Here is a 24,628-nt window from a genome sequence, read left to right on the forward strand (position 1 = left end):
ATAGAGGAGGTGAATTTCAATGATCAAAATTCGTTTGGCTCGTTTAGGTGCTAAAAAGAAACCGTTCTACCGTGTTGTCGTAGCGGATTCCCGCGACGCCCGCAACAACGGCCGTCCGGTTGCGACGATTGGCACGTACGATCCGGCTAAAGACGCTGACAGCCGTTTGGTAGTCAACGCTGAAGAAGCAGTAGCATGGCTCGGCAAAGGTGCACAGCCTACCGATACGATTCGCTCCCTTTTCAAAAAAGCCGGCATCATGGCTCAGTTTGAAGCATCCAAGAAGAAGTAAGAGAGGCTGAGACATATGGAAGAATTAATTGCATGTATTGCCAAGGCGCTCGTCAAACAGCCCGAAGCAGTTACAGTTACGAAAATTCAGAAAAAAGGCCTCGAAGTATATCAGCTTCATGTCGCGCCCGAAGATATGGGCAAAGTCATTGGCAAACAAGGCAAAATCGCGAAAGCGCTGCGCCTTGTTGTCAAGGCTGCGGCAGTGAAGGCGAACAAGAAAGTATCCGTTGATATCGTATAGGAGGAACCATGGATCAGATTACATTGCGCGTTCCTGTCGCCGTAAAAGCCAAGGTAACCCAGGCGCTGAAGGACAAAATCCTCAGAAATACGGACCAGGCGCTGAGTGATATCGATCGGGAAATGCAGAACCTGGAATTCCAGGCCAAACGCATGATGACCGAACAGGCGAAAATCGATGCCCAGGGCTTGATTTCCCTGCGGGCCCGCGTAGAAGAACAAAAACAGCGTCTCCAGGCTGCTAAAGCAAAAGCGCAGCATGACAGAAACGAAGCTGAACAGTTAGCAATCGGTTCCGAAATCAGACAAGGCACGCTTGAACAGACCGTAGTCGTCCAAGTCGGCGATGATTTGGGTAAATTAATGGGAACGGAAATCTTGGTCGAAGACGACAAGATCGTTGCCATTCGCCAATAACATACGATGGCTGGATTGGATTTCTTTACAATCGGTCAAATAGTTGCCCCGCACGGCGTGCGGGGTGATGTTCGTATTTATCCCGATACGGATTTTCCGAAGCGTTTCCTGCAAATGAAATATGGCTACATCGACGGCAAGAAGTATGAAGTTGCCGCCGCGCGGCTCCATAAGCGCGTCGTCCTTATGAAGTTCGTCGGCGTCGACGACCGCAATGCCGCCGAGCTGCTCCGGGGCAAGGAGCTCCAGGTGCCGCGAGAAGATTTGATGCCTCTGAAAGAAGGCCAGCATTATATCTTCGACATCATCGGCATGACGGCCTACGATTTGCAGGATGTGAAATTAGGGACTGTTACCGACGTCTTGCGGACGGGCAGCAACGACGTGTACGTCGTAACCGACGACGAAGGAAAGGAAACGCTCTTTGCGGCTATTCCCGACGTCGTCAAATCCATTGACGAAGAGTCTGGAAAAATGGTGCTCGACCCGCCTGAATGGGTAGACGAATGAGAATCGATATAATATCACTTTTCCCGGAATTGATAGAGGCCTTTTACCGGCACAGCATTATCGGACGGGCCCGCGCGGCCGGCCTGCTGGAGCTGGATGTAACCAATCCGAGAAATTTCACCTATGACCGTCATCATATGGTAGACGACACGATTTATGGCGGCGGTTGCGGCATGCTTATGAAAGCAGGGCCGCTTTTTGCGGCTGTAGAGGCCGTGCGCCGCGACGTGCCGAAACGGCGCGTCATCCTCATGGGGCCTGCCGGCGAAACCTTTACGCAGGCCAAGGCCAGGGAGTTGGCGGCATACGACCAGCTCATCCTCCTGTGCGGCCACTACGAAGGCGTAGACTACCGCGTAGAAGAAAGCCTGGCCGATGAGACCATTTCCGTCGGCGACTACGTCCTGACCGGCGGCGAGCTGCCGGCGATGACCATTACCGACGCCGTGGCCCGCATGATTCCCGGCGTCCTCGGCGCAGCCGGAAGCGCGGCCGACGATTCGTTTTACGCTTCTCTGCTGGAATATCCCCAATACACAAAGCCGGCCGTATTCCGCGGCTTGACTGTCCCAGAGGTGCTCCGAAACGGCGACCACGCCAAGATAGACGCCTGGCGGCGCCGCAAATCCCTGGAGCGGACGCTGCAGAAGCGCCCCGACCTGCTGGAAACTTGCGACCTGTCAGCGAAGGACAAGGCCATATTGGCGGAGCTGGAAGGAGAAGAAAGCCGATGAAATCGTCTCTGTACGTAGGATTGGTGCACTACCCCATATATGACAAACATTTCAACGTCATAGCCACGGCCATTACGAACTATGATCTCCACGATATATCCCGTTCGGCCAAGACCTATGGCGTGAAAAAATACTTCATTATCCATCATGTGCCGGGACAGCTGGACATGGTGCATAAGATCATGGACTTTTGGGAAAGCCCGGCCGGCAGGAAGTACAACGCCTACCGCACCCAGGCTTTCGACATCGTCGACATCCGCCCGTCTATTGAAGACGCCGTCAAGGCCGTAGAAGAGGCGGAGGGAAAACGCCCTTACGTCGTGACGACGGACGCGCGGACCTATGCCAATACCATTTCCTATAAGGAGCTGCGCCGCAAGCGCGAAGAAGACGACACGCCGGTGCTGCTGCTCTTTGGGACAGGCTACGGCATGACGAAAGAGACGATGGAGCAATTTGATTATATCCTGGAGCCCGTATACGGCGCAGGAGAGTATAACCACTTGTCAGTACGCTCGGCGGCGGCTATTATTTTAGACCGCCTGGCCGGCGAGGAGTGGTGGAAATAAGAGGGAGGCATTAGAATGTCTGGACATTCGAAGTGGGCAAATATTAAGCGCAAAAAAGGCAAGAACGACGCCATCCGCGGCAAAATCACCACGAAAATCGGCCGTGAAATCACCATTGCCGTTCGTATGGGCGGCCCGGATCCGGTCGGCAATATGCGCTTGAAATTGGCTCTCCAAAAAGCAAAAGAAAACAACATTCCGAAAGATAATATCAAGCGGGCGATCCAGAAAGGCGCCGGCGCTACAGAAGGCCAGAACTACGAAGAAATTACGTACGAAGGCTACGGCCCGGCCGGCGTTGCCGTTACGGTCAACGTCCTCACGGATAACCGCAACCGCGCGGCCGCCGAAGTCCGCCACGTATTCTCCAAATACGGCAACAGCCTCGGCGAAACCGGCTGCGTAGGCTGGATGTTCAAGAGCAAGGGCATCTTCGTCGTGAGCAAGGAAAACGCCGACGAAGACCAGATCATGGAAGTAGCCCTCGAAGCAGGCGCCGACGACGTCAAGACCGAAGGCGAAGAATTCGAAATCGTAACGACGCCCGAAGCCTTTGACGACGTAGAAAAAGCCTTGGCCGACGCCGGCATCGAAACAGAACACGCATCCATCACCATGGTTCCGGACAACACCATTACCTTGGACGCCGAAGGCACAGAAAAACTCGAAAAACTCATCGACGCATTGGAAGACCTGGACGACGTCCAGGACGTATACCACAACGGCGATATGGTGGAAGACGAAGAGTAAGACAACGAAATACAGCAATATAGATAAAAAGAAGAATGGCTCAGGCTGTTCTTCTTTTTTCTATTATAATATATTGCAGCATAAAAACGTACGTGGTGAAGTGGTCTTGATGAAAAGTGTGGCAGAGGGTTTGAAAAATGATATGATGAATTTGCCGAATGAAGCAGTTCATCTGCATGAAAATATGACATTGACTCTTATAGCGGACAGGCATGTGTAAAAAGAATGTAAGAATTAAGTAATGTGATAGTCATATGAGTGTAGTTAAAATATTTAAATTCCCTTGTTTCCTTTATTTGTTACAGTTTTGTTGCAGTCAGCGGGGGGCGTAGACGACTGAGTATAATTGGGGTATAATGTAATCTGATAAATTTTGAATTATGCTAAAGTGAGTGCAGCCGACATGAAGAAACATGAATTATCTTCTTCTATCTCAATAAAAAATAAGCATAGCGCAGTTCTAATGCCAGTAGTGCTGTTGGTAGTCGATTATGTGGCCATTTTATGCGCTGAAATGGTTTCTTTTAATTTGCGTAATTTTTTTGTTCCTGAAACGACATTTCGTCTATCGTGGTTGAGTATTCATGTTATTATTCCGTTTGTATACCTTGTTTTCATGCAAGCTCATGAGTTATATACTCGCCGCACGCAATTCTGGCGGATTATTTCTGAAATTTTTAACGTTAACTTGTATGCCATTGGATCTCTGGTTCTTATCATGTATTTGGCCCAGACAGTAGCGCAGACATCTCGTTTATTTGTTGCTTTGATGTTCATTTTTGCGTTTGTTTTTCTTATCACGGGCCGGTATATTATAAAAAAATTATTAAATCGGGTGAAGGTACTACAAGTTCCGATTTTAATCATGGGTGCAGGAAAGACAGCGGCCTTGGTGTTGGAATATTTGCAGAAAGACGCTGGCTTGGGATATGATTTTATTGGCTTTTTAGAGGATAACATACCAGAAAAAAAAGTATTGGCTATGATGCCTCATTTGGGGACGTTTTCTGATGCGGAGAACATCATCCGACAAACTGGCGTAAAGCACGTGTTGGTCATTGCGCCAGGCCTAAAAAATGAAGATGTGCAAGGTATTGTATACCGGCTGCAACCCTTAGTAAAGAGGATCGCTTTTATTCCTGACATGGGAAAAATGCCTTTGGCGACTTTGGATATGGAGAGCTTGATTGACGGTCATATCGTTACCTTCAGCTTCCGTAATAATCTGGCTCAGTGGTATAATAGATTCCTCAAGCGTGCCTTTGATTTGATCTGTACGACCATTGGCTTGATTTGTATTTCCCCTATATTGGCGGCGATTGCATTCTGGATTTATAAAGATTCGCCCGGCCCGGTTATTTTTAAGCATCGCCGTATTGGACGAGGCGGAAAAGAGTTTTCCTGTTATAAATTTCGCAGCATGTGTATGGATGCTGATATAAAATTAGAGGAACTGCTGGAAGCTGATCCCAAAGCGCGAGAAGAATGGCACAGTGAATTTAAACTGAAAAACGATCCGCGTATCACGAAAAGCGGCGCCTTCCTTCGCAAGACCAGCTTGGATGAGCTGCCCCAGCTAATCAACGTGCTGAAAGGGGACATGAGCCTCGTAGGCCCGCGGCCTATTATTAAAGCGGAAGTCCCTAAATACGGCCGATATATTAATGATTTCTACATGGTTCGCCCCGGCATTACGGGCATGTGGCAGACCAGCGGCCGCAATGACGTGACCTATGACGAACGAGTTCAGATGGATACTTGGTATGTTCGAAATTGGAACGTCTGGTTTGATATTGTCTTAATTTGGCGGACGATTGGCGTCGTTCTAGGGAAAAAAGGCGCATATTAGGTTAAGTATGTATTGTATAAGTTTCTGTTGGAGGAGTGCTGTTTAATGCCTATCGATCAATATATATCCATGGAAACAACACGAATTGACTATAAAGAAATGTTAGAAACGAAAAAGGCCAAAAATTGGTTGAAATCCGTATCGGCGTTTGCCAACACAGATACGGGATATCTTGTGTTTGGCGTGCGGGATACAGATCATGCAAAGGTGGGGCTGACGGATTGTCAAGCTGTTGGAGAGAAAATTACTGAATTAATTAAAGAACGTATTCAGCCTAGTCCGGACTATGATATACAATACGAAAATGAGGATGGCAAAGATTTTATCATATTAACTGTGCGCAAGGGCATATCCACTCCGTATTATTATGCCCATGAAGGGACAAAGATTGCTTTTGTTAGAAAAGGTAATCAGTCAGTTGTTGCGCCCCCTCATGAACTAAACGAGCTAATTTTAAATGGCCGTGGGCTGACCTACGATGCCCTGCCAAGTTCATTTTCCTTATCAGATGTTAGTTTTACCTTATTGGAAGCAACTTATAATAATACCAATAAAGAGGATGAAAGTTTTGATAAAAGCAGGGATTTAATTTCCTTTGGACTGGCTAAACCTGATGGGATTGTGACGAATGCAGGTGCTCTTCTTTGCGATCAAGGCATATTAGGCCATTCAAGAGTATTTTGTACTCGATGGAAGGGAACTATAAAAGGAAGTGTAGATATAGATGCTATTGATGATAAAGAATATAGCGGCAGCTTAATTTCTTTATTAGATAATGCAGTAACTTTCGTAAAAAACAATTCTCAAAAACGATGGGCTGTGAAAGGGCTGCTGCGAGATGAAGAAGCTGATTATCCGGAAAAGGCAGTTCGTGAAGTTGTTGTCAATGCATTGATACATCGGGATTACCAGATTTTGGGCTCGGAAATTCATATTGATATGTATGATGACCGATTAGAGGTATATTCTCCCGGCGGCATGGTCAACGGATGGAGGATTCAGGATTTAAACTTACTTCATGTACCGTCCATTCGGAGAAATCCGGTAATATCAGATATGTTTGGCCGTATGCATTTTATGGATAGAAAGGGGAGCGGAATTCAGAGAATAATGAGCGCGTATGCTGCTTCTGAACGTCAACCCAAATTTTATTCCGAGGCTTCAGCTTTTTTTGTTGAACTGCCTAATATGACGTATGATTCTGTAAAAACGCCTGATTCTGACAAGACTAACGATATAGCTGCTGCACGTCAAGAAGCTGATGGCGCGTCTGTTATTAAAGAACGGCTGCAGCATGTATGTCATAAAAAGACCATTGATTCCGTCCTCTTGTTTTATAATGCTGAAAGAGCGAATCATTGGGGAAGGGCAGTGCTGCGAGAAAGGCTAGGGATAAGTGATAGCGCCGTTTCGCGGATACTAAATATTTTATTAGAAAGACAGATTATTTGCAGAATGCGTCGAGGCCAATACAAATTTTTGTGGTAACTCATGGACACTGAACAACACATTTAGTGTGCTGAACAACACATTTAGTGTGTTGAACAACACATTTAGTGTGCTGAACAACACATTTAGTGTGTTGAACAACACATTTAGTGTGCTGAACAACACATTTAGTGTGTTAAACAATACTTTTGAAAAGAAAGGTAGACGTGCCGTTGAATATAAAAATTTTGATTGCTGCCCATAAAAAATACTGGATGCCTGATGACGACGTATACTTGCCGATTCATGTTGGAGCAGCGGGAAAAGCCGATTTGGGCTATACAAGGGATGATACTGGTGATAATATAAGTGAGAAGAATCCAAACTTCTGCGAATTGACTGCCTTATATTGGGCTTGGAAAAATCTGGATGCAGACTATGTTGGATTGGTACACTACCGCCGCTATTTTTCCCATACCCAGTGGGCTATGACGACAGAGGCTAAGCGAAGGAATATTCTTCATGGTGACGATTTTCAGCGGCTTTTGCAGGCTGCACCGATCATCGTTCCTGGAAAGCGCAATTACGTTATCGAAACGACACAGAGCCAGTATGAACATGCCCACTATTCCGGCGATTTAAAGGCCGTCAAAGAATTGCTTCATCGTCAATGTCCGCAGTATGACCCGGCATTTGAGCTAGTAATGCAGCGGACATGGGGCCATCGGTTCAATATGTTTGTCATGCGCCGAGACTACTATGACGCATATTGTTTTTGGCTGTTTAGATTGCTTTTTGAATTGGAAAAGCAGCTGGATATCAGCCAATACGATGCCTATCAGGCAAGGGTATATGGTTTCCTTGCAGAACGCTTATTGGACGTATGGCTGGAAACCAATCATGTGTCCTACGTAGAGCAAAGGGTTTCTTTTTTGGAAAAGCAAAATTGGCTGAAAAAGGGTGGAAAATTTATACAACGAAAACTATACCATAGAAAGGTTGGAAAGTAAGTGAACAGCGATATATCACAGTTACATAAATATATCCCGCTGCTAAGAGAGCTAGTCGTGCGGGATTTAAAAATCAAATATAGACGATCTTTTTTAGGATACCTTTGGAGCTTGATGAATCCATTATTAATGATGTGGATTTTAACTATTGTATTTTCTTATGTCTTTCGATTTGATATTCCTAATTATCCTTTATATTTAATCATAGGGCAAGTAGTATTTAATTTTGTTTCTGAATCTACAACGGCATCTATGTACTCCATTGTAGGTAATGCGGCTTTGTTGAAAAAAGTGTATGTTCCTAAGCCGATTTTTCCGTTAGCTCGTGTGGCTTCTAGCTTCGTAACGATGTTATTTAGTATGGTTGCTATATTTATTGTCATGATTGCGACCGATGTTTCCTTGACGCCGACGTTGTTACTTTTGCCAATACCTTTATTTTTCCTTTTTATATTTTCTTTAGGAGTAAGCTTAATTGTATCGGCAGTTGCCGTATATTTGCGGGATATGTTTCATTTGTACAGCGTATTTACGACGGCTTGGTCTTTTTTGACGCCGATCTTTTATCCTATTTCTATTGTTCCAGATGATTTTCGATGGATGTTATTTTGGAATCCTTTATTTTATATCGTATCGTATTTTCGAGAAATCATATTAAATGATGCGGTGCCGACTCTTGACAGTACGATGGTGTGTTTTGAATTGAGTATCGGAACATTAATTTTAGGGATGTTAATATTTAAGAAGCTGCAAAATAAGTTTCTATTATATGTATAAATGGAGGCTGTACTAGTGAAAGATCAACCAATCGTCAGTGTCCAAAACGTATCTATGCGCTTTAATCTAGCGCAAGAACAATTTTCAGGACTAAAAGATTTATTAATTATGGCAACTAAAGGAAAATTAAAATTCCATGAATTTTATGCCTTGAAAGATATAAGCTTTGATATTAAGCGTGGTGAATCATGGGCGCTTATTGGGAAGAATGGCTGTGGAAAAAGTACGCTTTTAAAAGTCATATCGGGCATATACAAACCGACGAGTGGTAAGGTCATCGTTCGTGGGACGATTGCCCCCCTTATTGAATTAGGTGCCGGTTTTGATATGGAACTTACGGCACGGGAAAATATTTTTTTAAACGGAGCGGTACTAGGCCATAGCCGCAAGGTCATGGAACAGCACTTTGATGAAATTGTAGAGTTTTCAGAACTTAAAGATTTTATTGACGTGCCTATTAAAAACTTTTCTTCAGGAATGATTGCCCGTCTTGGCTTTTCGATTGCTACTATCGTCCGGGCAGATATTCTTATCATTGATGAGATTTTAGCTGTTGGTGATTATGCTTTTCAACAAAAATGTTATAAGCGAATGGAAGATTTGATGGCTAATGGAACCACAGTAATTTTTGTTTCACATGATGATGGACAAGTACGAAAAATGTGTGATCATGCAGTATGGTTAAATAAAGGTAAAGTACAAATGATTGGAATTGCTGATAGTATTTGTGATGAATATAATGCAAGTATAAAGGATGGGAGTATGTAGAGTAGTTATGAATCGGGTTGCAGCTGTTATCGTAACATATAATAGAATTTCCCTGTTAAAAGAATGTATAAAAAATCTACTTATGCAGACTGTCTCTTGTGATATTTTAATCGTAGATAATAATTCTAATGATGGTACGCAACAATATATTGAAGATGCATATGAGAATTTTGAACAAGTGTTGTATAGAAATATGGGTAGCAATCTTGGTGGTGCTGGCGGATTTAATTATGGAATGAGGTGGGCTGTTGAAAAGGGATATAGTTTTGTATGGGTGATGGATGATGACTGTATTCCTAAAAAAGATGCACTTCAGCATTTTCTTGAATTTGAAAAAAAAAATACGAATGCATATGGATATCTGTCGAGTAAAGTTTTATGGAAAGATCATTCGATTTGTAAAATGAATGTTCAACGAAAAACAATGTACAGAGCTGTGCACGATTTTGAGAGTGATTATGTTCCAATTGTAATGGCATCTTTTGTTTCTCTTTTTATACCAGCGAAAATTATAAAAGAGGTTGGATTACCTATTAAAGAATTTTTTATTTGGACTGATGACTGGGAATTTACTAGAAGAATTTCTTTAAAATATAAGTGTTATTTATTGAATAATAGTGTTGTAATGCATAAATCAATAAATAATGTGGGGGCCAGTATTGTGTATGCTCCTACAAATCAATTATTTAGGTTTAATTATCTTTATAGAAATGATATTTATTTATATAGAAGAGAAGGCTTTAATGGTTGGATATATGAAGGTATTAGATTACTGTTTCATATAATTAGAGTTTTGATTTTCTCGAAAGATAGCAAAGCTAAGAGAATAAAAGCTATTATTTACAATTCATTTAGAGGAATACTGTTTAAGCCATTCGTTGAAAAAGTAAATAAAGATGACAGTGTCAATGGAGGATGAAATGATAACTGTAATTATTCCTACTAATAGATTCGAGTGTTTGAAGGTAATATTTGAAAAGTGCATTAATTTATATAAAGGAACTTTATTTAAATTTGCAGTACATGATAGTAGTGAAGACAATGATATTAAAAACTTATGTTTACAATATTGCAAAACAAAGAAATGTAATTTGCAGTATTATCAATATAATCCCTCTTTATCTGTTGACATTAAAGCGATAAATGCTATAAAAACGATTAACTCTGATTATTTTTGGCTTTTTGGAGATGGTAATTTAGTCAACTTTAATGAGATGGAGCAATTGTTAATTTCTAATGATTTTATGCGATATGATGTTTTAAATATAGATACTTTAGATCGTAGAGGCTATTTAGGGCAAGATAAGGAAAAATGTGCAAATTATATATATGCATATGAAAAACCTGTAGAGTATGCAAGAAAATATTTTTCTAGATTAACTTATTGGGGTTCTGCTATTATTAGGACTAAATATTATAATTGTATATTTTCTGAAAATATAATTGATAAATATGTTGATAATCAAATACCTTGGTGGATTGCATGTTCAATTTTTGAAGCTATTGCATATTGGAATGAAAAGAATATTAGATCTATTTTGGGCGTGGTTTATACTGATTGTATTTCATATAATCCAGCTAAAAAAGATCATTGGTGGACACAAGATGAAAAATATTACTTTTATGTATTCACTAAATTTAATCAAGGAATAAATTTATTACCTAAGATATATAGTTCAGAAAGAAAAACAATAATCTGTTTTTTTAGAAATGATGCATTGGTTAGCAATAGCTATTTATTATATTTGCGTAGTATAGGGACTCTTAATAGAATCTTTGTAAAAAAGTATAAAAGTGAAATAGTAGTAGTAGATGGATTTTATTATAAAATGCTATTTTTTTGCTGTATTCCACAAACGATAGCGGTTATTGGAAATAGATTAAAATACATAATAAAAAAATTTTTTAGTTAAATGTAAATTGTTTATGAAAGGAGATCAGTAATGAAAGTTGTTCTTTTAGCAGGAGGTTTTGGAACTCGTATTTCAGAGGAAAGCCAGTTTAAACCTAAACCTATGATTGAAATTGGAGGCATGCCTATTTTATGGGGCGAATTGTCAAGCTAAGTGCAACTTTTTAGAGTAATGTACTTCGTATGGCGTTTTGTATCCTAAACATTTTCGGGGACGGCGATTTAGTTCTGCAAAAACAGCTTGCACATAGGCTTCTGGAACGAGTGTGATGTCCGTCCCTTTCGGGAAATACTCTCGGACTAGGCCATTGGTATTTTCGTTGCTTCCCCGCTGCCAGGGCTGATGCGGCGGCGGGAAATAAAACGGCACGCCGTTCAAGGCCTCCGTGACAGCGGCATGATGGGCGAACTCTTTTCCTCTGTCCGGCGTAAGGCTTTTTACAGGTTGCCCTTGCAGTACCTGAAGCAATACCGTATTGACGGCTTGTGCTGTCTTTTTGGCTGCTTTGCCTCCTACCAGATACCGGCTCTTTCTATCTACCAACGTAACCAGACAGGCTTTTCCTGTCTTTCCTGCTATGGTATCACATTCCCAATGTCCTCGCCGGGAGCGGTTAGCGGCTCCTGCTGGCCGTTCCGAAATATCGTGAGAGATGGGAATAGAACCCCGTCGTTCCTGATATTGCCGGGTATGCCGGGATTTTCCATGATGCCGCAAGCGGCGGACCGCACCGCGGGACCCATGGGAGGACGACGTTTCATCAAACATACCGGCATATATGGCGCGGTAAATCGTTGCATAGCTAAGGAGTGCCTTCTGATGTTCCAGCTGCAAGCGTCCGGCAATTTCTTCTGGGGACCAATGATGCACCAGGAAGAGATTTTTAACCAATGCGAATAGCTCGGCATTCTCTAACCGCTTGTGAGGCTTGCATGCCTTACGGCGGCGGGCATACTGTTGTTGTGCGGTGATGGGCAGATACTTGCCGTTCACTGTATTTCTGCGTAGTTCCCGTGAGATCGTGGATTTATCTCGGCCGAGGGCCGCCGCAATTCGAGAGATAGAATAGGACTGCGCGCGAAAAAAGAGTAGATTTTCTCGTTCAGATAGAGTAAGATGATGATAGTGGCACATAGGTTTCCTCCGAGATATAGATTTTGTTTGGTAGCATTATTATATCAGAAACCTATGTGTCATTTTTTATAGGTGTTGCACTTGTATTGTAAATTCGCCGGCATATTATGAAAGGATATACTTTTTATGGATTTACAGAATTTATTATTTGCGCTGGCTATAAACAGCACTATATAAAAGAATGGTTTGCAGATTATTTTTTACATACTTCTGATATTACATTTGATTTTACAGAAGGGAACAGAATGATTGTTCATGATAAGCATTGTGAGCCATGGAAGGTAACTGTAGTAGATACGGGATTGACAACAATGACTGGAGGGAGAATAAAACGGATTCAATCATATATTGGAAATGAAACATTTATGATGACGTATGGAGATGGAGTTTGTGATGTGAATATAAAAGAGTTGTTGAAATTTCATAAAAAATGGGGGAAAATTGCAACATTGACTGCAGTACAATTAGAACAATCTAAAGGTGTTTTAAATGTAGATTCAGATAATGCTGTACGTTCCTTTAGAGAGAAATCAGTTAGAGATAGTGCTCTTATTAATGCAGGATTTATGGTGCTAGAGCCCCAGATATTTAATTATCTCGATGGTGATAACTGCATTTTTGAAAGAACACCACTTGAAAAGTTAGCTAAAGAAGGGCAATTGATGAGCTATACCCATAAAGGTTTTTGGCAATGTATGGACACCAAGCGCGAAAAAGATGAATTAGAAAAAATATGGGCATCTGGGGGTGCTCCTTGGAAAGTGTGGGAAGATTAAATGCGTGAATTTGATGTATGTTTTTATAAAGATAAAAAGGTTTTTGTTACAGGACATACGGGATTTAAAGGATCTTGGTTATGTAAAATTTTATCAAATCTCGGAGCGAAAGTAACTGGATTTTCATTAGTTCCACCAACAAATCCATCTCTGTATGAACTTGCAGAAATTGATAAAGACGTTTATTCTGTCATTGGTGATATTAGAGATTATACATCTTTGAAGAGGGCTTTTGATGAAGCAAATCCTGAAATTGTATTTCATTTAGCTGCTCAACCTCTTGTTAGAGAAAGCTATAAAAATCCTGTCTATACATACGAGACGAATGTAATGGGAACAGTCAATATTCTAGAATGCATTCGAACAAGCGGTTCTGTAAAATCATTTTTAAATATTACTACAGATAAAGTGTACTTAAATAAGGAATGGGAATGGGGATATAGGGAAAACGAGGAATTGGATGGATTTGATCCTTATTCTAACTCTAAGTCTTGCAGTGAATTAGTTACTCATTCTTACGTAAATAGTTTCTTTTCTGATAGTAATATTGCAATATCTACAGCTCGGGCAGGCAATGTTATTGGTGGAGGAGATTTTGCAATGGATCGAATTATTCCAGATTGTGTTCGAGCTGCTAGTAAAAATAAAGATATTATAGTACGAAATCCTTACTCAACCCGGCCTTATCAGCATGTGTTGGAACCTCTATATGCTTATTTAATGATTGCTGCTAAACAGTATGAAGACATTCAGTTTTCAGGATATTATAATGTTGGACCAAATGATGTTGATTGTTTTCGAACTGGGCAATTAGTTGATTTATTTGTGAAATATTGGGGAAATGACATTAAATGGATTAATAAATTTGATGGCGGTCCACATGAGGCTAACTTTTTAAAATTAGATTGTTCTAAATTAAAAAAAACTTTTGGTTGGAGCCCGCGATGGAACTTAGAAAGAGCTATTGAAATGACAGTTGTATGGAGTAAATGTTGGATTAATAAAGAGGATATAAGAACTTGTATGGATAAACAAATAGAATTATTTTTTAATCAAAATTTATAAAAGGAGTAATGTTATGACAAGCGAAGAATTAGCAAAAAGAATACGTTTTCATGCTATTAAAATGGTTAACCATGCACATGCTTCTCATATAGGGGGAATATTGTCTTGTGCGGACATAGTTGCTGTTTTATACAGTGAGATAGCTAGAATTTATCCGCATGATCCTGAAAATGAAAGCAGAGATCGTATTATTTTAAGCAAGGGACATAATGGAGTAGCAATATATGCAGCTTTAGCAGAATGTGGTTTCTTTAATAAAGAGTTGTTGAAAACGTATGGTGATAATGGCAGTTGTTTTTCTTGTCATATTTCACATAGGCATGTTCCAGGAGTAGAAATTTCTACTGGCAGTCTTGGTCAAGGTGTGGGTGTTGCTTGTGGAATGGCATTAAATGGAAAATTAAAGCACAGATCTTATCAAGTTTATGCTATTGTAGGAGATGGGGAATGTAATGAAGGAGCAATTTGGGAAATGGCTTCATTTGCTTCTCATCAGTGTTTAGATAATTTTACTGTAATTGTAGATAGAAATCGTATGCAGGCTATGGGGTGGTGTGAAGATGTTCTTAAAATGGAACCTTTTCAAGAAAAGTGGAGAGCTTTTGGTTGGCATGTAGTAAACGTTATAGATGGCAATAATCATAAAGAATTAAAAAGGGCATTTAGTCAAAAATCCAATAATAATAAACCGCGAGTAATTATTGCTAATACTGTGAAAGGAAAAGGTATTTCATTTATGGAAAATCAACTTTTGTGGCATTATCGAGATCCACAGGGAGAAGATTATTTTAATGCATTAAAAGAATTGGAGTGAAATAAATGAGAAATCATGTAATTGCTAGAATTGCAGAACTTGCTCAAACAGATAAACGAGTCATGTTATTAACTGCAGATCTTGGATTCAATGTCGTGAATATATTTAGTGGAAAATACCCTGATAGATATATTAATGTAGGCATTGCCGAACAAAATATGACATCTATTGCTGCTGGATTAGCTTTAGAAGGAAATATGGTTTTTACATATTCTATTGGTAATTTTCCTACACTACGCTGTATTGAACAAATAAGAAATTTGGTCTGTTATCATAATGCGAATGTTAAAATTTTAGCTGTTGGAGGGGGATTTGCTTATGGTTCATTAGGAATGACTCATCATGCTACTGAAGATATCGCTATGATGCGTTCCCTACCTAATATGAAAGTGTATGTTCCTTCTGACGAAATAGAGGCTGTAGCGTGTTTAAATGAAATATATTGGGAGGATGGTCCTGCCTATTTGAGAATGGCACGAGGAAAAGAAGAGTGCATTCATTTTAAAGGTGATAAATTTGATATAAATAAATTAGTTAAAATTGAAGGTAATGAATTTAATATTTGTATTCTGGCTTCGGGAACTATTCTGTCGGAAGCTGTAAAAGTAAAAAAAGCTTTAGAAAATTATGGTGTTCATGGTAGCGTTTATTCGGTTCCCAGAATAAAGCCTATTGATTCTAAAGGTATATTAGATTTAGCAAAAAAAGCCCAATTAATTATCACGATGGAAGAACATAACATTATTGGCGGTTTAGGTGGTGCAGTAGCAGAGCTTTTAAGTAGTTTAAAAGAACACGCTCCGCTGTTGCGTTTTGGATTGTCAGATGTATTTACTGGTGAGGTAGGCAGTCAAACGTATTTACGTGAATACTATGGATTAAGTTCAGATAAAGTAATAGATAAAATAATTCATCATTTAAATGTAGAGGTATAAAGTATGAAGAAAATTGCAATTATTGGAGCTACTAGTTTTATTGGTAGAAATTTGATTGAGCCACTTGTCAAAGATGATTGGGATGTAGTAGCAGTTGTTCGTACTAATAGTGTTAAAAGAGGATATCTTGAGCGTTTTTCTAATATTAAGATTTTAGAATGCGATATGAGCGAATATGATAAATTAGGGAATTTATTAGGCCCTGTAGATTGTTCAATTTATTTAACTTGGGATGGAACACGAGGACAAGAACGTTCGAATTATGAATTACAATTAAAAAATTATACTCAAGGTATGCTTGCTATTCAGTCTATTATTGAAAATGGATGCAAAAAAATATTGACTGCTGGGTCACAAGCTGAATATGGTCCTTGGTTTCAAAGTCGTAATCTTTGTGAGTTTGATAAAGAAAATCCTAATACTGAATATGGAAAGTTTAAGTTAAAATTTTATAAAGATATAAAATCGCTATGTGATAATCATAAGGTAAAATTAATAGAACCCAGGTTTTTTAGTTTGTATGGACCTGATGATTATGAGGGGACTATGATTATTTCGATCTTGAAAAAAATGCTTCATAATGAGCCGTGTGATTTAACTGAGTGTAAACAAATTTGGGATTTTTTATATATCACAGATGCAATTAATGGATTGATGTTATTGATCAATAAAAATATAGAATCTGGTGTTTATAATTTTGGATTTGGAGAAGGATATCCCTTAAAGTATTATATAGAGAAAATGTATAGTATAACAAAAAGTAAAAGTATACTGAATTATGGAACTATACCGTATCCAATAACCGGAATGGTTAATGTTAATCCTTGCATAGATAAACTAAAAAGTGTTGGATGGACGCCTAAAATTAGTTTTACTGAAGGAATAAATAGAATAGTTAATGTATTAAAATAAAGTTTATTAGAATGGAGAGCAATAGATTATATGTACGAACATGAAATGAATAAGTCTCTTTATAGCAAAGATTTAAAACCTGCCTTTTCTTCATATAAGAAGGCTATAGTTTTTGAGTCTAGTGAATTATTTGTGCCTTATTTACATGTAGTTTTATTATCTTTGTTAGATCATGTTTGTCATGGCAATAAATATGATATTATTATTCTTACTCACGAGATAGATATTCATGATTGTGAAAATTTAATCCAATTAGTTAGCAAATTTGATAATGTTCGATTACGTTTTTTTGATCCCACTGGAATTGTTGAATCCTACATAAAAAAAAGTAGATATAAATATTTAGATATAAATTATTATAGAATGGCTTTGCCATGGATACTAAGTGAATATGAAATAGTTCTGAATTTAGGAGCAGATATAGTAATCAATAAAGATGTAAATCTTTTATTAGAATGTGAGGAAGTAAAAAATAGATATTTGGCCGGTGTAACAGATTTAGGTTATTTGGGAAGATTGAATTTAGATATTCCAATAAAAGAGCTAGATTTATCTGCTCCTGAAGGGTATGTTAATGCCGATGTTCTTGTTATTAATTTAAAAAAGATACGTCAAGATTTTTCAAAAGAAACTGTTATGAATATATGGCAAAAATATAGATTTCGATGTGCGGAGCAAGATGCATTTAATGTTTTATTTGATGGAAAAATTCATTACTTAAATTTACGATGGAATTTATTTCCAGAACGCATGTCATCTGTTGAACATATTATGTTAAATAAGCCTGAAAGAATAAAACAATGGAGAGAAGCTTTAAAAGAACCTTTTATAATTCATTATGCGGCATATCCTAAGCCTTGGGATTATCCTAATGTTGGCTTTGGTAATGTGTGGTGGCAATATGCTAGAAAATCTGTGTATTATGAGGAAATTGTTCGTAGAATGTGTTTAGCTTCTGTGAAAAGTGAATATTTTAGAAAGCAGATTTGGATAAGGCGCTGGGGAGATGTTTTTTTTCCAAGAGGGACAAAGCGACGAAAAGTTTTAAACTTAATTTTTCCTAAACAATCTAAACAACGCGAATTGGTAAAAAAAATATATTATACATTTTTTAGTAATCCTAATAAAGAATGGAATAAAAAATTTGGTAAATATTAATATTTATATGAAAGATGGGATAGAATGTTTTATAAAGATTTAGATGTTATAATTCCTACGTATAATAGAGCACCTTATTTAAAAATTGCTTTAGAGAGTCTTTGTGAATCTATCGCAACATGGAGAAAAATTATAATTTTAAATAATGCTTCAACAGATAATACTTTAGAAGTTATTGAGTATATTTGTAAAAAATATCCGGAAAGAAAGATTGAAGTAGTTACCAATAAATGTAATATTGGTAATCCTGCCAATTTTAAAAAAACACAGACTTTAGCAACTAACAAATATGTAGCTATTTTCCATGATGATGATGCCATTCATCCAGAATATATTGATAGAGCGATGCAATTATTTATTGAAAATGAAAAAAAGGTTGTAATGATATCTGGAGGTGCATCTGCTTTATATAATGTAAATCATGAAAATTGGAGTATTTGTCCAGATAGCTATTGGTATTATCCAGCCAATAAAAATATTTTTTTACAATTGTTAATTGGACGGCCAATTTTTTGCAATTGTATTTATAAAACTGATGTATATAAAAATGTGAAATATGAACCAGAGAAATTTGGAAAATTGCATGACATAATTTTTATGGCAAAGCTTTGTGAGCAAGGAGATTTTATATTTGTACATGGAGAATGTGTACGATGGAGACAACATGCTAAAAGTGATTCCAATACTTTAAAAACGGGGCCGTTTCCAAGTGAAATATTAAATATCTTAAAAGAATTAAAGAAAATATTTTGTTTAGAAAACAAAAAAAAACAATTGTTCTGCGTTAACAAATAAGGCTTATAATATATTGTTTATTACATTATTATATAATTTTTCATTGTTCTTGTATCAATGGTCAGATTTAAAAAGATTTTTAACTTGGGATGATTTTAAAAAAGCGATGTTAGATGAACAAATATTTACAGTTAAAAATTATTTATTCTTTGATAAAATAATTGATTTGATTTTAAATCCGTGGATTCGTAAAATGGCTGAGAATTATAGACGAAAATGTAGTAAATCATATTCTTATCGAGTTGGTGCATCGTAATTTTTTTAGAGTATGCTATAAATAATGTATAAAGTCTCATTAACTATAAAGTATAAGAGGTTGTCATGTACGATTATTTAATAATAGGAAGCGGTCTTTTCGGTAGCGTATTTGCCCATGAAATGAAAAAAGCGGGGAAGTCCTGCCTTGTTTTAGAAAAGCGAGATCATATCGGCGGCAATGTGTATTGTGAAGAAAAAGATGGGATTCGCATTCACAAGTATGGAGCTCATATTTTCCATACATCTAATAAAAAGGTTTGGGATTATGTGAATCAGTTTGTTGAATTTAATAACTATGTTAATTCTCCTGTTGCCAATTACAAAGGGGAACTATACAATTTGCCGTTTAACATGAATACCTTTTCCAAGATGTGGGGCGTTGCGACGCCGACTGAAGCGGCGGCAAAGATTGCCGAACAGCGCACGGCCATTCAGGGCGAGCCGAAGAACTTGGAAGAACAAGCCATTTCTTTGATCGGTACAGATATTTATACGAAGCTGATCAAAGGCTATACGGAGAAGCAATGGGGACGGAGTTGTACAGAATTGCCGGCATTTATCATTAAACGCTTGCCGATTCGCTATACCTTTGATAATAATTACTTCAACGACCGCTATCAGGGGATTCCTATCGGCGGCTATAATGTCCTTATTCATGCTTTGCTTGACGGCATTGAAGTGCGTACTGGCGTCGACTATAATGAACACAGGGACGAATATCGGAAACTGGCTAAGACTATTATATATACCGGGCCGATTGACGCATACTTTGATTATAAACTCGGCCAGCTGGAATATCGGGGCCTGCGCTTTGAAACGGAACGGCTGGAAGAAGAAAATCATCAGGGCGTAGCGGTCATGAATTATACGGACAGGGAAACGCCGTATACGCGCAGCATTGAGCATAAGCATTTTGAATTCGGCACACAGCCCGTAACGTATGTAACGAAAGAATATCCGGCAGACTGGCATCCCGGCGAAGAAGCGTACTATCCCGTAAATGACAGCAGAAATTCGGAATTGTATAATCAGTATGCGGCCTTGGCCGCTAAGGAAGAAAACGTTATCTTTGGAGGACGCTTGGCAGAGTACAAGTATTATGATATGGATGACGTTATTGCCAGCGCATTGCAGGCTGTAGCAACACAAAAGGAGTAAGATAATAGACTAAATGTGTAAAGCTGTTATTTCGACAGCTGATTATGGTTTATGTTTTTGGCCTATGATTTATACAGTCGTGTCGAGTATTTTTTTGTAAATGCTAGCATTAGAAATAATGATATTAGCTGATTGTGGAATAATTTTTTAACGAGGCTTTCACGTGCTTCGTGTATCTTTTATTGTTCCTTTTGGTTTCTGCAATGTATTGCAGCGATGTATAGATACTGGATGAGTTGCTATTGGGAAAGTTTCCTATCAATTTCCTGATTTTCATGCTGCTGCTGGTGCAAATGGGCAACCAAATGCTTACTAGTGAAGACTTTAGTGGGTTAGAGTATCTGTAATGCCGTGTATCATTGGCTGGCGGATTTTGTATGGTTTCCTTATCATGGCTTAGTCTTTAAAAGTTTTTTTGCTCTTTTTTTATGTAGAACACTTTGAAAATCGTGGCGATTAAGCCTTATTAAGATTAATGTGAACAAATACATCGTTGGTATAACAAATATATGGCGAATTTACAATACAAGTGCAACACCTATAAAAAATGACACATAGGTTTCTGATATAATAATGCTACCAAACAAAATCTATATCTCGGAGGAAACCTATGTGCCACTATCATCATCTTACTCTATCTGAACGAGAAAATCTACTCTTTTTTCGCGCGCAGTCCTATTCTATCTCTCGAATTGCGGCGGCCCTCGGCCGAGATAAATCCACGATCTCACGGGAACTACGCAGAAATACAGTGAACGGCAAGTATCTGCCCATCACCGCACAACAACAGTATGCCCGCCGCCGTAAGGCATGCAAGCCTCACAAGCGGTTAGAGAATGCCGAGCTATTCGCATTGGTTAAAAATCTCTTCCTGGTGCATCATTGGTCCCCAGAAGAAATTGCCGGACGCTTGCAGCTGGAACATCAGAAGGCACTCCTTAGCTATGCAACGATTTACCGCGCCATATATGCCGGTATGTTTGATGAAACGTCGTCCTCCCATGGGTCCCGCGGTGCGGTCCGCCGCTTGCGGCATCATGGAAAATCCCGGCATACCCGGCAATATCAGGAACGACGGGGTTCTATTCCCATCTCTCACGATATTTCGGAACGGCCAGCAGGAGCCGCTAACCGCTCCCGGCGAGGACATTGGGAATGTGATACCATAGCAGGAAAGACAGGAAAAGCCTGTCTGGTTACGTTGGTAGATAGAAAGAGCCGGTATCTGGTAGGAGGCAAAGCAGCCAAAAAGACAGCACAAGCCGTCAATACGGTATTGCTTCAGGTACTGCAAGGGCAACCTGTAAAAAGCCTTACGCCGGACAGAGGAAAAGAGTTCGCCCATCATGCCGCTGTCACGGAGGCCTTGAACGGCGTGCCGTTTTATTTCCCGCCGCCGCATCAGCCCTGGCAGCGGGGAAGCAACGAAAATACCAATGGCCTAGTCCGAGAGTATTTCCCGAAAGGGACGGACATCACACTCGTTCCAGAAGCCTATGTGCAAGCTGTTTTTGCAGAACTAAATCGCCGTCCCCGAAAATGTTTAGGATACAAAACGCCATACGAAGTACATTACTCTAAAAAGTTGCACTTAGCTTGACAATTCGCCATGAAAAAACTCTTGCAATATAGCTTATAGTTAGTTTGCAAGAGTTTTTATTTATTCTATTATTTATTCCTAATTAGCAATAAACGGAATACCATAAGCTTTCATGAACAGCTTATTGAACAGGTCTCGGGACGAGGTGGTGGCTGTGGTGATGGGGAACCATTCTGGTTTTTTCAGGGTCAGGAGCCAGGCTTCTTTTGTTTCGTAGTTCAGCTTATAGGTTGTACGGCCGATGTTTTTCGTCGTGCCGTCGGGCGAGACGAGGAAGGAGTTGACGGACAGGACGTAAATGGGCGGCGCATATTCGTCGATGGAGAGGGTGTCGACCAGGTCGACTTGATAGTAGCCTTGGTGCATGGCTGTCGGTGCATAGTGCGGGCTTTCGTCGTAATCGTTCCAGTCCATAGCGTGTGATGCGCAGGGAAATAAAATGGCTCCGCTGAGCAGGATGGCGGCAATGCTTTTTTGCAGGATCTTTGCCATAAGGGATACCTCCTAATAATAAGTATAATTTTTGATTATATTACTATTTATTATGCTGCTTTGTCAATAGAATAATTGCTGTGGGAACATCCTGTTCCAATCGATTTTTGCAAGTGCGAGCAGTACATATAAACTTTTTGGAACGAATATTGATTTCTATATATAGGCAGATATATAATGGTCGTAATCCAATAGAGGATAGAATATTACCGGAAAGGATGACTGACGATGAGACATCAAAGGGTATCTAATATAATTATGACGGCTGTGATGGGGCTATGTGCTGTCATGGGTGCGCAGGCTGCCGATATGAGAAATCCGAGTCAGGAGCCTAATGTCGTTTCCAGCTATGAATACCAGTCTGTTTCCTATGGAAATACGGCTGACGGCAAGACCTATCATCGCGTCGTGACGAAGCGCAACGGCGTGACGGAATCGGATGTGACGACGGTCGATGGAAACGGCGGCGTTCTGACGTGGGATACGGACGACAGGGGACGCCATGTGGAAGGCTATATGAACGGCATCCAGCTGAAAGACGGCAACGTGACGGCGAATACCATAGCGGCGAAGCATGTGCAGGCTTCCGGTGCGGATTTAGGAAATATATACGGCAGACGCGTGGAAGCACCGACAGGGACGATTGGCGGCGTTGCCTTTGCAGGGCAGGGCGTTGTGAAGGGAATACAGACGGATGAAACCGATCCGACGTCGGCGGTCAGTGTAGCGTACTTGCAGCAAAAGTTAGCCGAGGTGGAAGCGGAAAATCAAAAGCTGCGGGAAGAGCTTGAAGCCTTAAAAAAGTAAAGATATAACTTCACATAACCTAAGAGCATCCCTTTGTTTTAGTGCGTCAGCGCTGGAATCTAGGAGGATGCTCTTTTTTATCGCTCCAAGTTCTTGCTGTTGGCCGTTGTTTATGATATATTTATAAAATGTTTACAGTATATTTACGAATGACGGCGACGTCGCGCTGAACGGCCGGGAGGGAGAATGGTTGTGTTGAAAGAAGGGAATTCGATGCCGGAATTGGCTTTGAAAATCGGCATTGTCGTATATTTTTTACTGATTGTTCCCGTGGCGTTTGTCATGCCTAATTATTTGGCATGGGAAAACGGCTTGTTGGAAATGCTGCAAAATATGGTGTTATTTTTCAATGTAATCCTTTGTTTTTCTTTTTTTCGCAAAACAGCAGGACAGCAGTTTCATAAATTGTGGTTAGCTGTGTCTGGATATTTTTTGCTGTTGTTTGGGCGAGAAATCAGCTGGGGGCGAATCTTTTTTCAGACAGACATGGATGAGCATGGGCCAACGTTCATCTCTATGAGCTCTGTGCCGGGTCATCAGTATATTCATGGCGGTATCTCTATTTATACGGCGATTGTGCTGGTATCTTTAATTTGGCTTGTTCCTTGGAAGAGAATTTTTCGCGAAATTCCGGTGCCTAAATTGGGATTTGCTATCCTGATCGTGACAGCTGTATTAGCGGCCTGCGGCGATAAAGGGCTGTTGTTTCATTCGTATGTAGACAGCAATATAGAAGAATTGGCCGAGTTATTGTCGTATATCATGCAGGGCGGATTTGCCGCTTGGTATTACAAGCAATTTAAAATGTTGAAATAGCGTTAACGGGCAAGAAAATATTCAAAAAATGAACGCCGTACATCCGATGTGTGATGTACGGCGTTGTTGTCGTATATGAGATTAAAATGACGGCGGAGAAACGGCGAAGATGACGACGGCTGGTTCTTCGCCTACGTTTTGCCAGGTATGCTTCGTTTCGCTTTTGATGCGCACGCTGTCGCCGGCATAGAGGACGCAGGTTTCGAAATCCAGGGTCAGCTCGACGGTGCCGGACTGGACGAGAGCGACTTCTTCTCCCTTATGGGCCAGCGGTTCCTGGCAGCTCTTGGCCTTAGGCGGCAAGGTGAGCTGCATCATTTCGATGGTGCCGTTCATGTCCGGCGTCAGGACTTCGTAATGAATGCCCTGGTCGATGAGCTGGCGGCGGTTTTCCTTGCGGACGACGTCGCTTTGGATGTCGGGGCTGTCCAAAAAAAATCGGTATAGCGGTTCGTCTAAGGCGATGGACAAGAGGCGAATCGTATTCAGCGACGGAGACGCCTGCCCTCGCTCTATCTGGCTGAGCATAGACGACGTGATTTGCGACGCCTCAGCCAGTTCTTTTATTGTCAGGCCGCGGGCCAGGCGGTAGCTTTTTATTTTTTGACCTAATTGCAGTGATAAATCCATGACAGGCTCCTTTCTGTAT

29 protein-coding genes are annotated in these 24,628 nt (G+C 40.1%); 26 read left to right on the forward strand and 3 right to left on the reverse strand.

What is annotated here, in order from left to right:
• Nucleotides 1-19: 19 nt before the first annotated feature.
• The 15 genes from rpsP (at nt 20) to DKB62_RS11210 (ending at nt 11,412) form a co-directional block, all read left to right on the forward strand.
• Nucleotides 20-292, forward strand: coding sequence for a 30S ribosomal protein S16 (gene rpsP / locus DKB62_RS11135; protein ID WP_107196758.1), 273 nt, complete (start codon nt 20-22; stop codon nt 290-292).
• Between the two features lie 15 nt (nt 293-307).
• Nucleotides 308-535, forward strand: coding sequence for a KH domain-containing protein (locus tag DKB62_RS11140; protein ID WP_087478288.1), 228 nt, complete (start codon nt 308-310; stop codon nt 533-535).
• 8 nt (nt 536-543) lie between these two features.
• Nucleotides 544-951: a YlqD family protein gene (locus DKB62_RS11145; RefSeq protein WP_087478289.1), complete on the forward strand. Its 408-nt coding sequence runs from the start codon at nt 544-546 to the stop codon at nt 949-951.
• A gap of 6 nt (nt 952-957) precedes the next feature.
• Nucleotides 958-1,461 carry a ribosome maturation factor RimM gene (gene rimM / locus DKB62_RS11150; RefSeq protein WP_107196759.1) on the forward strand — a complete coding sequence of 168 codons (504 nt, stop codon included), beginning with the start codon at nt 958-960 and terminating at the stop codon, nt 1,459-1,461.
• Nucleotides 1,458-2,195: a tRNA (guanosine(37)-N1)-methyltransferase TrmD gene (trmD, locus tag DKB62_RS11155; protein WP_107196760.1), complete on the forward strand. Its 738-nt coding sequence runs from the start codon at nt 1,458-1,460 to the stop codon at nt 2,193-2,195. Before rimM ends, trmD begins: the two co-directional genes overlap by 4 nt.
• Nucleotides 2,192-2,764 (forward strand): RNA methyltransferase, encoded by a 573-nt coding sequence (locus tag DKB62_RS11160; RefSeq protein ID WP_107196761.1) that lies wholly within the window; start codon nt 2,192-2,194, stop codon nt 2,762-2,764. The genes trmD and DKB62_RS11160 overlap by 4 nt, the downstream gene beginning before the upstream one ends.
• 15 nt (nt 2,765-2,779) lie before the next feature.
• Nucleotides 2,780-3,514, forward strand: coding sequence for a YebC/PmpR family DNA-binding transcriptional regulator (locus tag DKB62_RS11165; RefSeq protein WP_087478293.1), 735 nt, complete (start codon nt 2,780-2,782; stop codon nt 3,512-3,514).
• A 403-nt stretch (nt 3,515-3,917) separates the two neighbouring features.
• A complete protein-coding gene (wbaP, locus tag DKB62_RS11170; RefSeq protein ID WP_107196762.1) occupies nt 3,918-5,363 on the forward strand; it encodes an undecaprenyl-phosphate galactose phosphotransferase WbaP in 1,446 nt (481 codons plus the stop codon).
• 69 nt (nt 5,364-5,432) lie between these two features.
• Entirely contained in the window at nt 5,433-6,851 is a 1,419-nt protein-coding gene (locus DKB62_RS11175; RefSeq protein ID WP_162860311.1) for an ATP-binding protein, read from the forward strand.
• A 173-nt stretch (nt 6,852-7,024) separates the two neighbouring features.
• The gene (locus DKB62_RS11185; RefSeq protein WP_107196765.1) at nt 7,025-7,801 is read left to right on the forward strand and encodes a DUF4422 domain-containing protein; all 777 of its coding nucleotides are present in this window, start codon (nt 7,025-7,027) and stop codon (nt 7,799-7,801) included.
• Nucleotides 7,802-8,578, forward strand: a complete 777-nt coding sequence (locus DKB62_RS11190; protein WP_107196766.1) for an ABC transporter permease — start codon at nt 7,802-7,804, stop codon at nt 8,576-8,578.
• A gap of 15 nt (nt 8,579-8,593) precedes the next feature.
• Entirely contained in the window at nt 8,594-9,346 is a 753-nt protein-coding gene (locus tag DKB62_RS11195; protein WP_107196767.1) for an ABC transporter ATP-binding protein, read from the forward strand.
• Nucleotides 9,347-9,353: 7 nt separating this feature from the next.
• A complete protein-coding gene (locus DKB62_RS11200) occupies nt 9,354-10,265 on the forward strand; it encodes a glycosyltransferase family 2 protein (protein WP_107196768.1) in 912 nt (303 codons plus the stop codon).
• Nucleotide 10,266: 1 nt separating this feature from the next.
• Complete coding sequence (locus tag DKB62_RS11205; protein ID WP_107196769.1) at nt 10,267-11,259, forward strand: hypothetical protein; 993 nt, start codon at nt 10,267-10,269, stop codon at nt 11,257-11,259.
• A gap of 30 nt (nt 11,260-11,289) precedes the next feature.
• Complete coding sequence (locus tag DKB62_RS11210) at nt 11,290-11,412, forward strand: hypothetical protein (RefSeq protein ID WP_331225484.1); 123 nt, start codon at nt 11,290-11,292, stop codon at nt 11,410-11,412.
• Here DKB62_RS11210 and DKB62_RS11215 read toward each other — a convergent pair.
• Nucleotides 11,404-12,393 carry an IS30 family transposase gene (locus DKB62_RS11215; protein WP_107196804.1) on the reverse strand — a complete coding sequence of 330 codons (990 nt, stop codon included), beginning with the start codon at nt 12,391-12,393 and terminating at the stop codon, nt 11,404-11,406. The two genes, DKB62_RS11210 and DKB62_RS11215, sit on opposite strands and share 9 nt — an antisense overlap.
• A gap of 107 nt (nt 12,394-12,500) precedes the next feature.
• Between DKB62_RS11215 and DKB62_RS11220 the strand changes: the two genes are divergently transcribed.
• The 9 genes from DKB62_RS11220 to DKB62_RS11260 all read left to right on the forward strand — a co-directional run bounded on the left by DKB62_RS11220 (nt 12,501) and on the right by DKB62_RS11260 (nt 21,864).
• Entirely contained in the window at nt 12,501-13,169 is a 669-nt protein-coding gene (locus DKB62_RS11220; RefSeq protein WP_107196812.1) for a glucose-1-phosphate cytidylyltransferase, read from the forward strand.
• The gene (gene rfbG / locus DKB62_RS11225; protein WP_107196811.1) at nt 13,170-14,234 is read left to right on the forward strand and encodes a CDP-glucose 4,6-dehydratase; all 1,065 of its coding nucleotides are present in this window, start codon (nt 13,170-13,172) and stop codon (nt 14,232-14,234) included.
• A gap of 13 nt (nt 14,235-14,247) precedes the next feature.
• Nucleotides 14,248-15,048: a transketolase gene (locus tag DKB62_RS11230; RefSeq protein ID WP_107196810.1), complete on the forward strand. Its 801-nt coding sequence runs from the start codon at nt 14,248-14,250 to the stop codon at nt 15,046-15,048.
• Between the two features lie 5 nt (nt 15,049-15,053).
• Nucleotides 15,054-15,983, forward strand: a complete 930-nt coding sequence (locus DKB62_RS11235; protein WP_107196809.1) for a transketolase family protein — start codon at nt 15,054-15,056, stop codon at nt 15,981-15,983.
• 3 nt (nt 15,984-15,986) lie between these two features.
• Nucleotides 15,987-16,895 carry an NAD-dependent epimerase/dehydratase family protein gene (locus tag DKB62_RS11240; RefSeq protein WP_107196808.1) on the forward strand — a complete coding sequence of 303 codons (909 nt, stop codon included), beginning with the start codon at nt 15,987-15,989 and terminating at the stop codon, nt 16,893-16,895.
• Between the two features lie 30 nt (nt 16,896-16,925).
• On the forward strand, nt 16,926-18,053 hold the full coding sequence (locus DKB62_RS11245) for a glycosyltransferase family 8 protein (RefSeq protein ID WP_107196807.1): 1,128 nt from the start codon (nt 16,926-16,928) through the stop codon (nt 18,051-18,053).
• Nucleotides 18,054-18,077: 24 nt separating this feature from the next.
• Nucleotides 18,078-18,848 carry a glycosyltransferase family 2 protein gene (locus DKB62_RS11250; protein WP_107196806.1) on the forward strand — a complete coding sequence of 257 codons (771 nt, stop codon included), beginning with the start codon at nt 18,078-18,080 and terminating at the stop codon, nt 18,846-18,848.
• A gap of 321 nt (nt 18,849-19,169) precedes the next feature.
• Entirely contained in the window at nt 19,170-20,264 is a 1,095-nt protein-coding gene (gene glf, locus DKB62_RS11255) for a UDP-galactopyranose mutase (RefSeq protein WP_107196805.1), read from the forward strand.
• 610 nt (nt 20,265-20,874) lie between these two features.
• Complete coding sequence (locus DKB62_RS11260; RefSeq protein WP_107196804.1) at nt 20,875-21,864, forward strand: IS30 family transposase; 990 nt, start codon at nt 20,875-20,877, stop codon at nt 21,862-21,864.
• Between the two features lie 78 nt (nt 21,865-21,942).
• On the opposite strand, the gene DKB62_RS11265 is transcribed toward DKB62_RS11260, so the two are convergent.
• Entirely contained in the window at nt 21,943-22,356 is a 414-nt protein-coding gene (locus DKB62_RS11265) for a hypothetical protein (protein WP_095629472.1), read from the reverse strand.
• Nucleotides 22,357-22,665: 309 nt separating this feature from the next.
• Between DKB62_RS11265 and DKB62_RS11270 the strand changes: the two genes are divergently transcribed.
• Both DKB62_RS11270 and DKB62_RS11275 read left to right on the forward strand, forming a co-directional pair.
• Nucleotides 22,666-23,163 (forward strand): bZIP transcription factor, encoded by a 498-nt coding sequence (locus tag DKB62_RS11270; RefSeq protein WP_162860312.1) that lies wholly within the window; start codon nt 22,666-22,668, stop codon nt 23,161-23,163.
• A 186-nt stretch (nt 23,164-23,349) separates the two neighbouring features.
• Nucleotides 23,350-23,979 carry a hypothetical protein gene (locus DKB62_RS11275; protein WP_157949747.1) on the forward strand — a complete coding sequence of 210 codons (630 nt, stop codon included), beginning with the start codon at nt 23,350-23,352 and terminating at the stop codon, nt 23,977-23,979.
• 81 nt (nt 23,980-24,060) lie between these two features.
• Here DKB62_RS11275 and DKB62_RS11280 read toward each other — a convergent pair whose 3' ends face one another.
• Complete coding sequence (locus DKB62_RS11280; RefSeq protein ID WP_107196739.1) at nt 24,061-24,609, reverse strand: cupin domain-containing protein; 549 nt, start codon at nt 24,607-24,609, stop codon at nt 24,061-24,063.
• Nucleotides 24,610-24,628 lie beyond the last annotated feature (19 nt).

It is taken from the genome of Megasphaera stantonii (assembly GCF_003367905.1).
Lineage (GTDB): Bacteria > Bacillota > Negativicutes > Veillonellales > Megasphaeraceae > Megasphaera > Megasphaera stantonii.

Bases quoted from the DNA above. Each gene is read 5' to 3' on its own strand.
- rpsP (WP_107196758.1), top strand. From the start codon at position 20: ATGATCAAAATTCGTTTGGCTCGTTTAGGTGCTAAAAAGAAACCGTTC.
- DKB62_RS11140 (WP_087478288.1), top strand. From the start codon at position 308: ATGGAAGAATTAATTGCATGTATTGCCAAGGCGCTCGTCAAACAGCCC.
- DKB62_RS11145 (WP_087478289.1), top strand. From the start codon at position 544: ATGGATCAGATTACATTGCGCGTTCCTGTCGCCGTAAAAGCCAAGGTA.
- rimM (WP_107196759.1), top strand. From the start codon at position 958: ATGGCTGGATTGGATTTCTTTACAATCGGTCAAATAGTTGCCCCGCAC.
- trmD (WP_107196760.1), top strand. From the start codon at position 1,458: ATGAGAATCGATATAATATCACTTTTCCCGGAATTGATAGAGGCCTTT.
- DKB62_RS11160 (WP_107196761.1), top strand. From the start codon at position 2,192: ATGAAATCGTCTCTGTACGTAGGATTGGTGCACTACCCCATATATGAC.
- DKB62_RS11165 (WP_087478293.1), top strand. From the start codon at position 2,780: ATGTCTGGACATTCGAAGTGGGCAAATATTAAGCGCAAAAAAGGCAAG.
- wbaP (WP_107196762.1), top strand. From the start codon at position 3,918: ATGAAGAAACATGAATTATCTTCTTCTATCTCAATAAAAAATAAGCAT.
- DKB62_RS11175 (WP_162860311.1), top strand. From the start codon at position 5,433: ATGGAAACAACACGAATTGACTATAAAGAAATGTTAGAAACGAAAAAG.
- DKB62_RS11200 (WP_107196768.1), top strand. From the start codon at position 9,354: ATGAATCGGGTTGCAGCTGTTATCGTAACATATAATAGAATTTCCCTG.
- DKB62_RS11205 (WP_107196769.1), top strand. From the start codon at position 10,267: ATGATAACTGTAATTATTCCTACTAATAGATTCGAGTGTTTGAAGGTA.
- DKB62_RS11210 (WP_331225484.1), top strand. From the start codon at position 11,290: ATGAAAGTTGTTCTTTTAGCAGGAGGTTTTGGAACTCGTATTTCAGAG.
- DKB62_RS11215 (WP_107196804.1), bottom strand. From the start codon at position 12,393: ATGTGCCACTATCATCATCTTACTCTATCTGAACGAGAAAATCTACTC.
- DKB62_RS11220 (WP_107196812.1), top strand. From the start codon at position 12,501: ATGAAAGGATATACTTTTTATGGATTTACAGAATTTATTATTTGCGCT.
- rfbG (WP_107196811.1), top strand. From the start codon at position 13,170: ATGCGTGAATTTGATGTATGTTTTTATAAAGATAAAAAGGTTTTTGTT.
- DKB62_RS11230 (WP_107196810.1), top strand. From the start codon at position 14,248: ATGACAAGCGAAGAATTAGCAAAAAGAATACGTTTTCATGCTATTAAA.
- DKB62_RS11235 (WP_107196809.1), top strand. From the start codon at position 15,054: ATGAGAAATCATGTAATTGCTAGAATTGCAGAACTTGCTCAAACAGAT.
- DKB62_RS11240 (WP_107196808.1), top strand. From the start codon at position 15,987: ATGAAGAAAATTGCAATTATTGGAGCTACTAGTTTTATTGGTAGAAAT.
- DKB62_RS11245 (WP_107196807.1), top strand. From the start codon at position 16,926: ATGTACGAACATGAAATGAATAAGTCTCTTTATAGCAAAGATTTAAAA.
- DKB62_RS11250 (WP_107196806.1), top strand. From the start codon at position 18,078: ATGTTTTATAAAGATTTAGATGTTATAATTCCTACGTATAATAGAGCA.
- glf (WP_107196805.1), top strand. From the start codon at position 19,170: ATGTACGATTATTTAATAATAGGAAGCGGTCTTTTCGGTAGCGTATTT.
- DKB62_RS11260 (WP_107196804.1), top strand. From the start codon at position 20,875: ATGTGCCACTATCATCATCTTACTCTATCTGAACGAGAAAATCTACTC.
- DKB62_RS11265 (WP_095629472.1), bottom strand. From the start codon at position 22,356: ATGGCAAAGATCCTGCAAAAAAGCATTGCCGCCATCCTGCTCAGCGGA.
- DKB62_RS11270 (WP_162860312.1), top strand. From the start codon at position 22,666: ATGAGAAATCCGAGTCAGGAGCCTAATGTCGTTTCCAGCTATGAATAC.
- DKB62_RS11275 (WP_157949747.1), top strand. From the start codon at position 23,350: ATGGTTGTGTTGAAAGAAGGGAATTCGATGCCGGAATTGGCTTTGAAA.
- DKB62_RS11280 (WP_107196739.1), bottom strand. From the start codon at position 24,609: ATGGATTTATCACTGCAATTAGGTCAAAAAATAAAAAGCTACCGCCTG.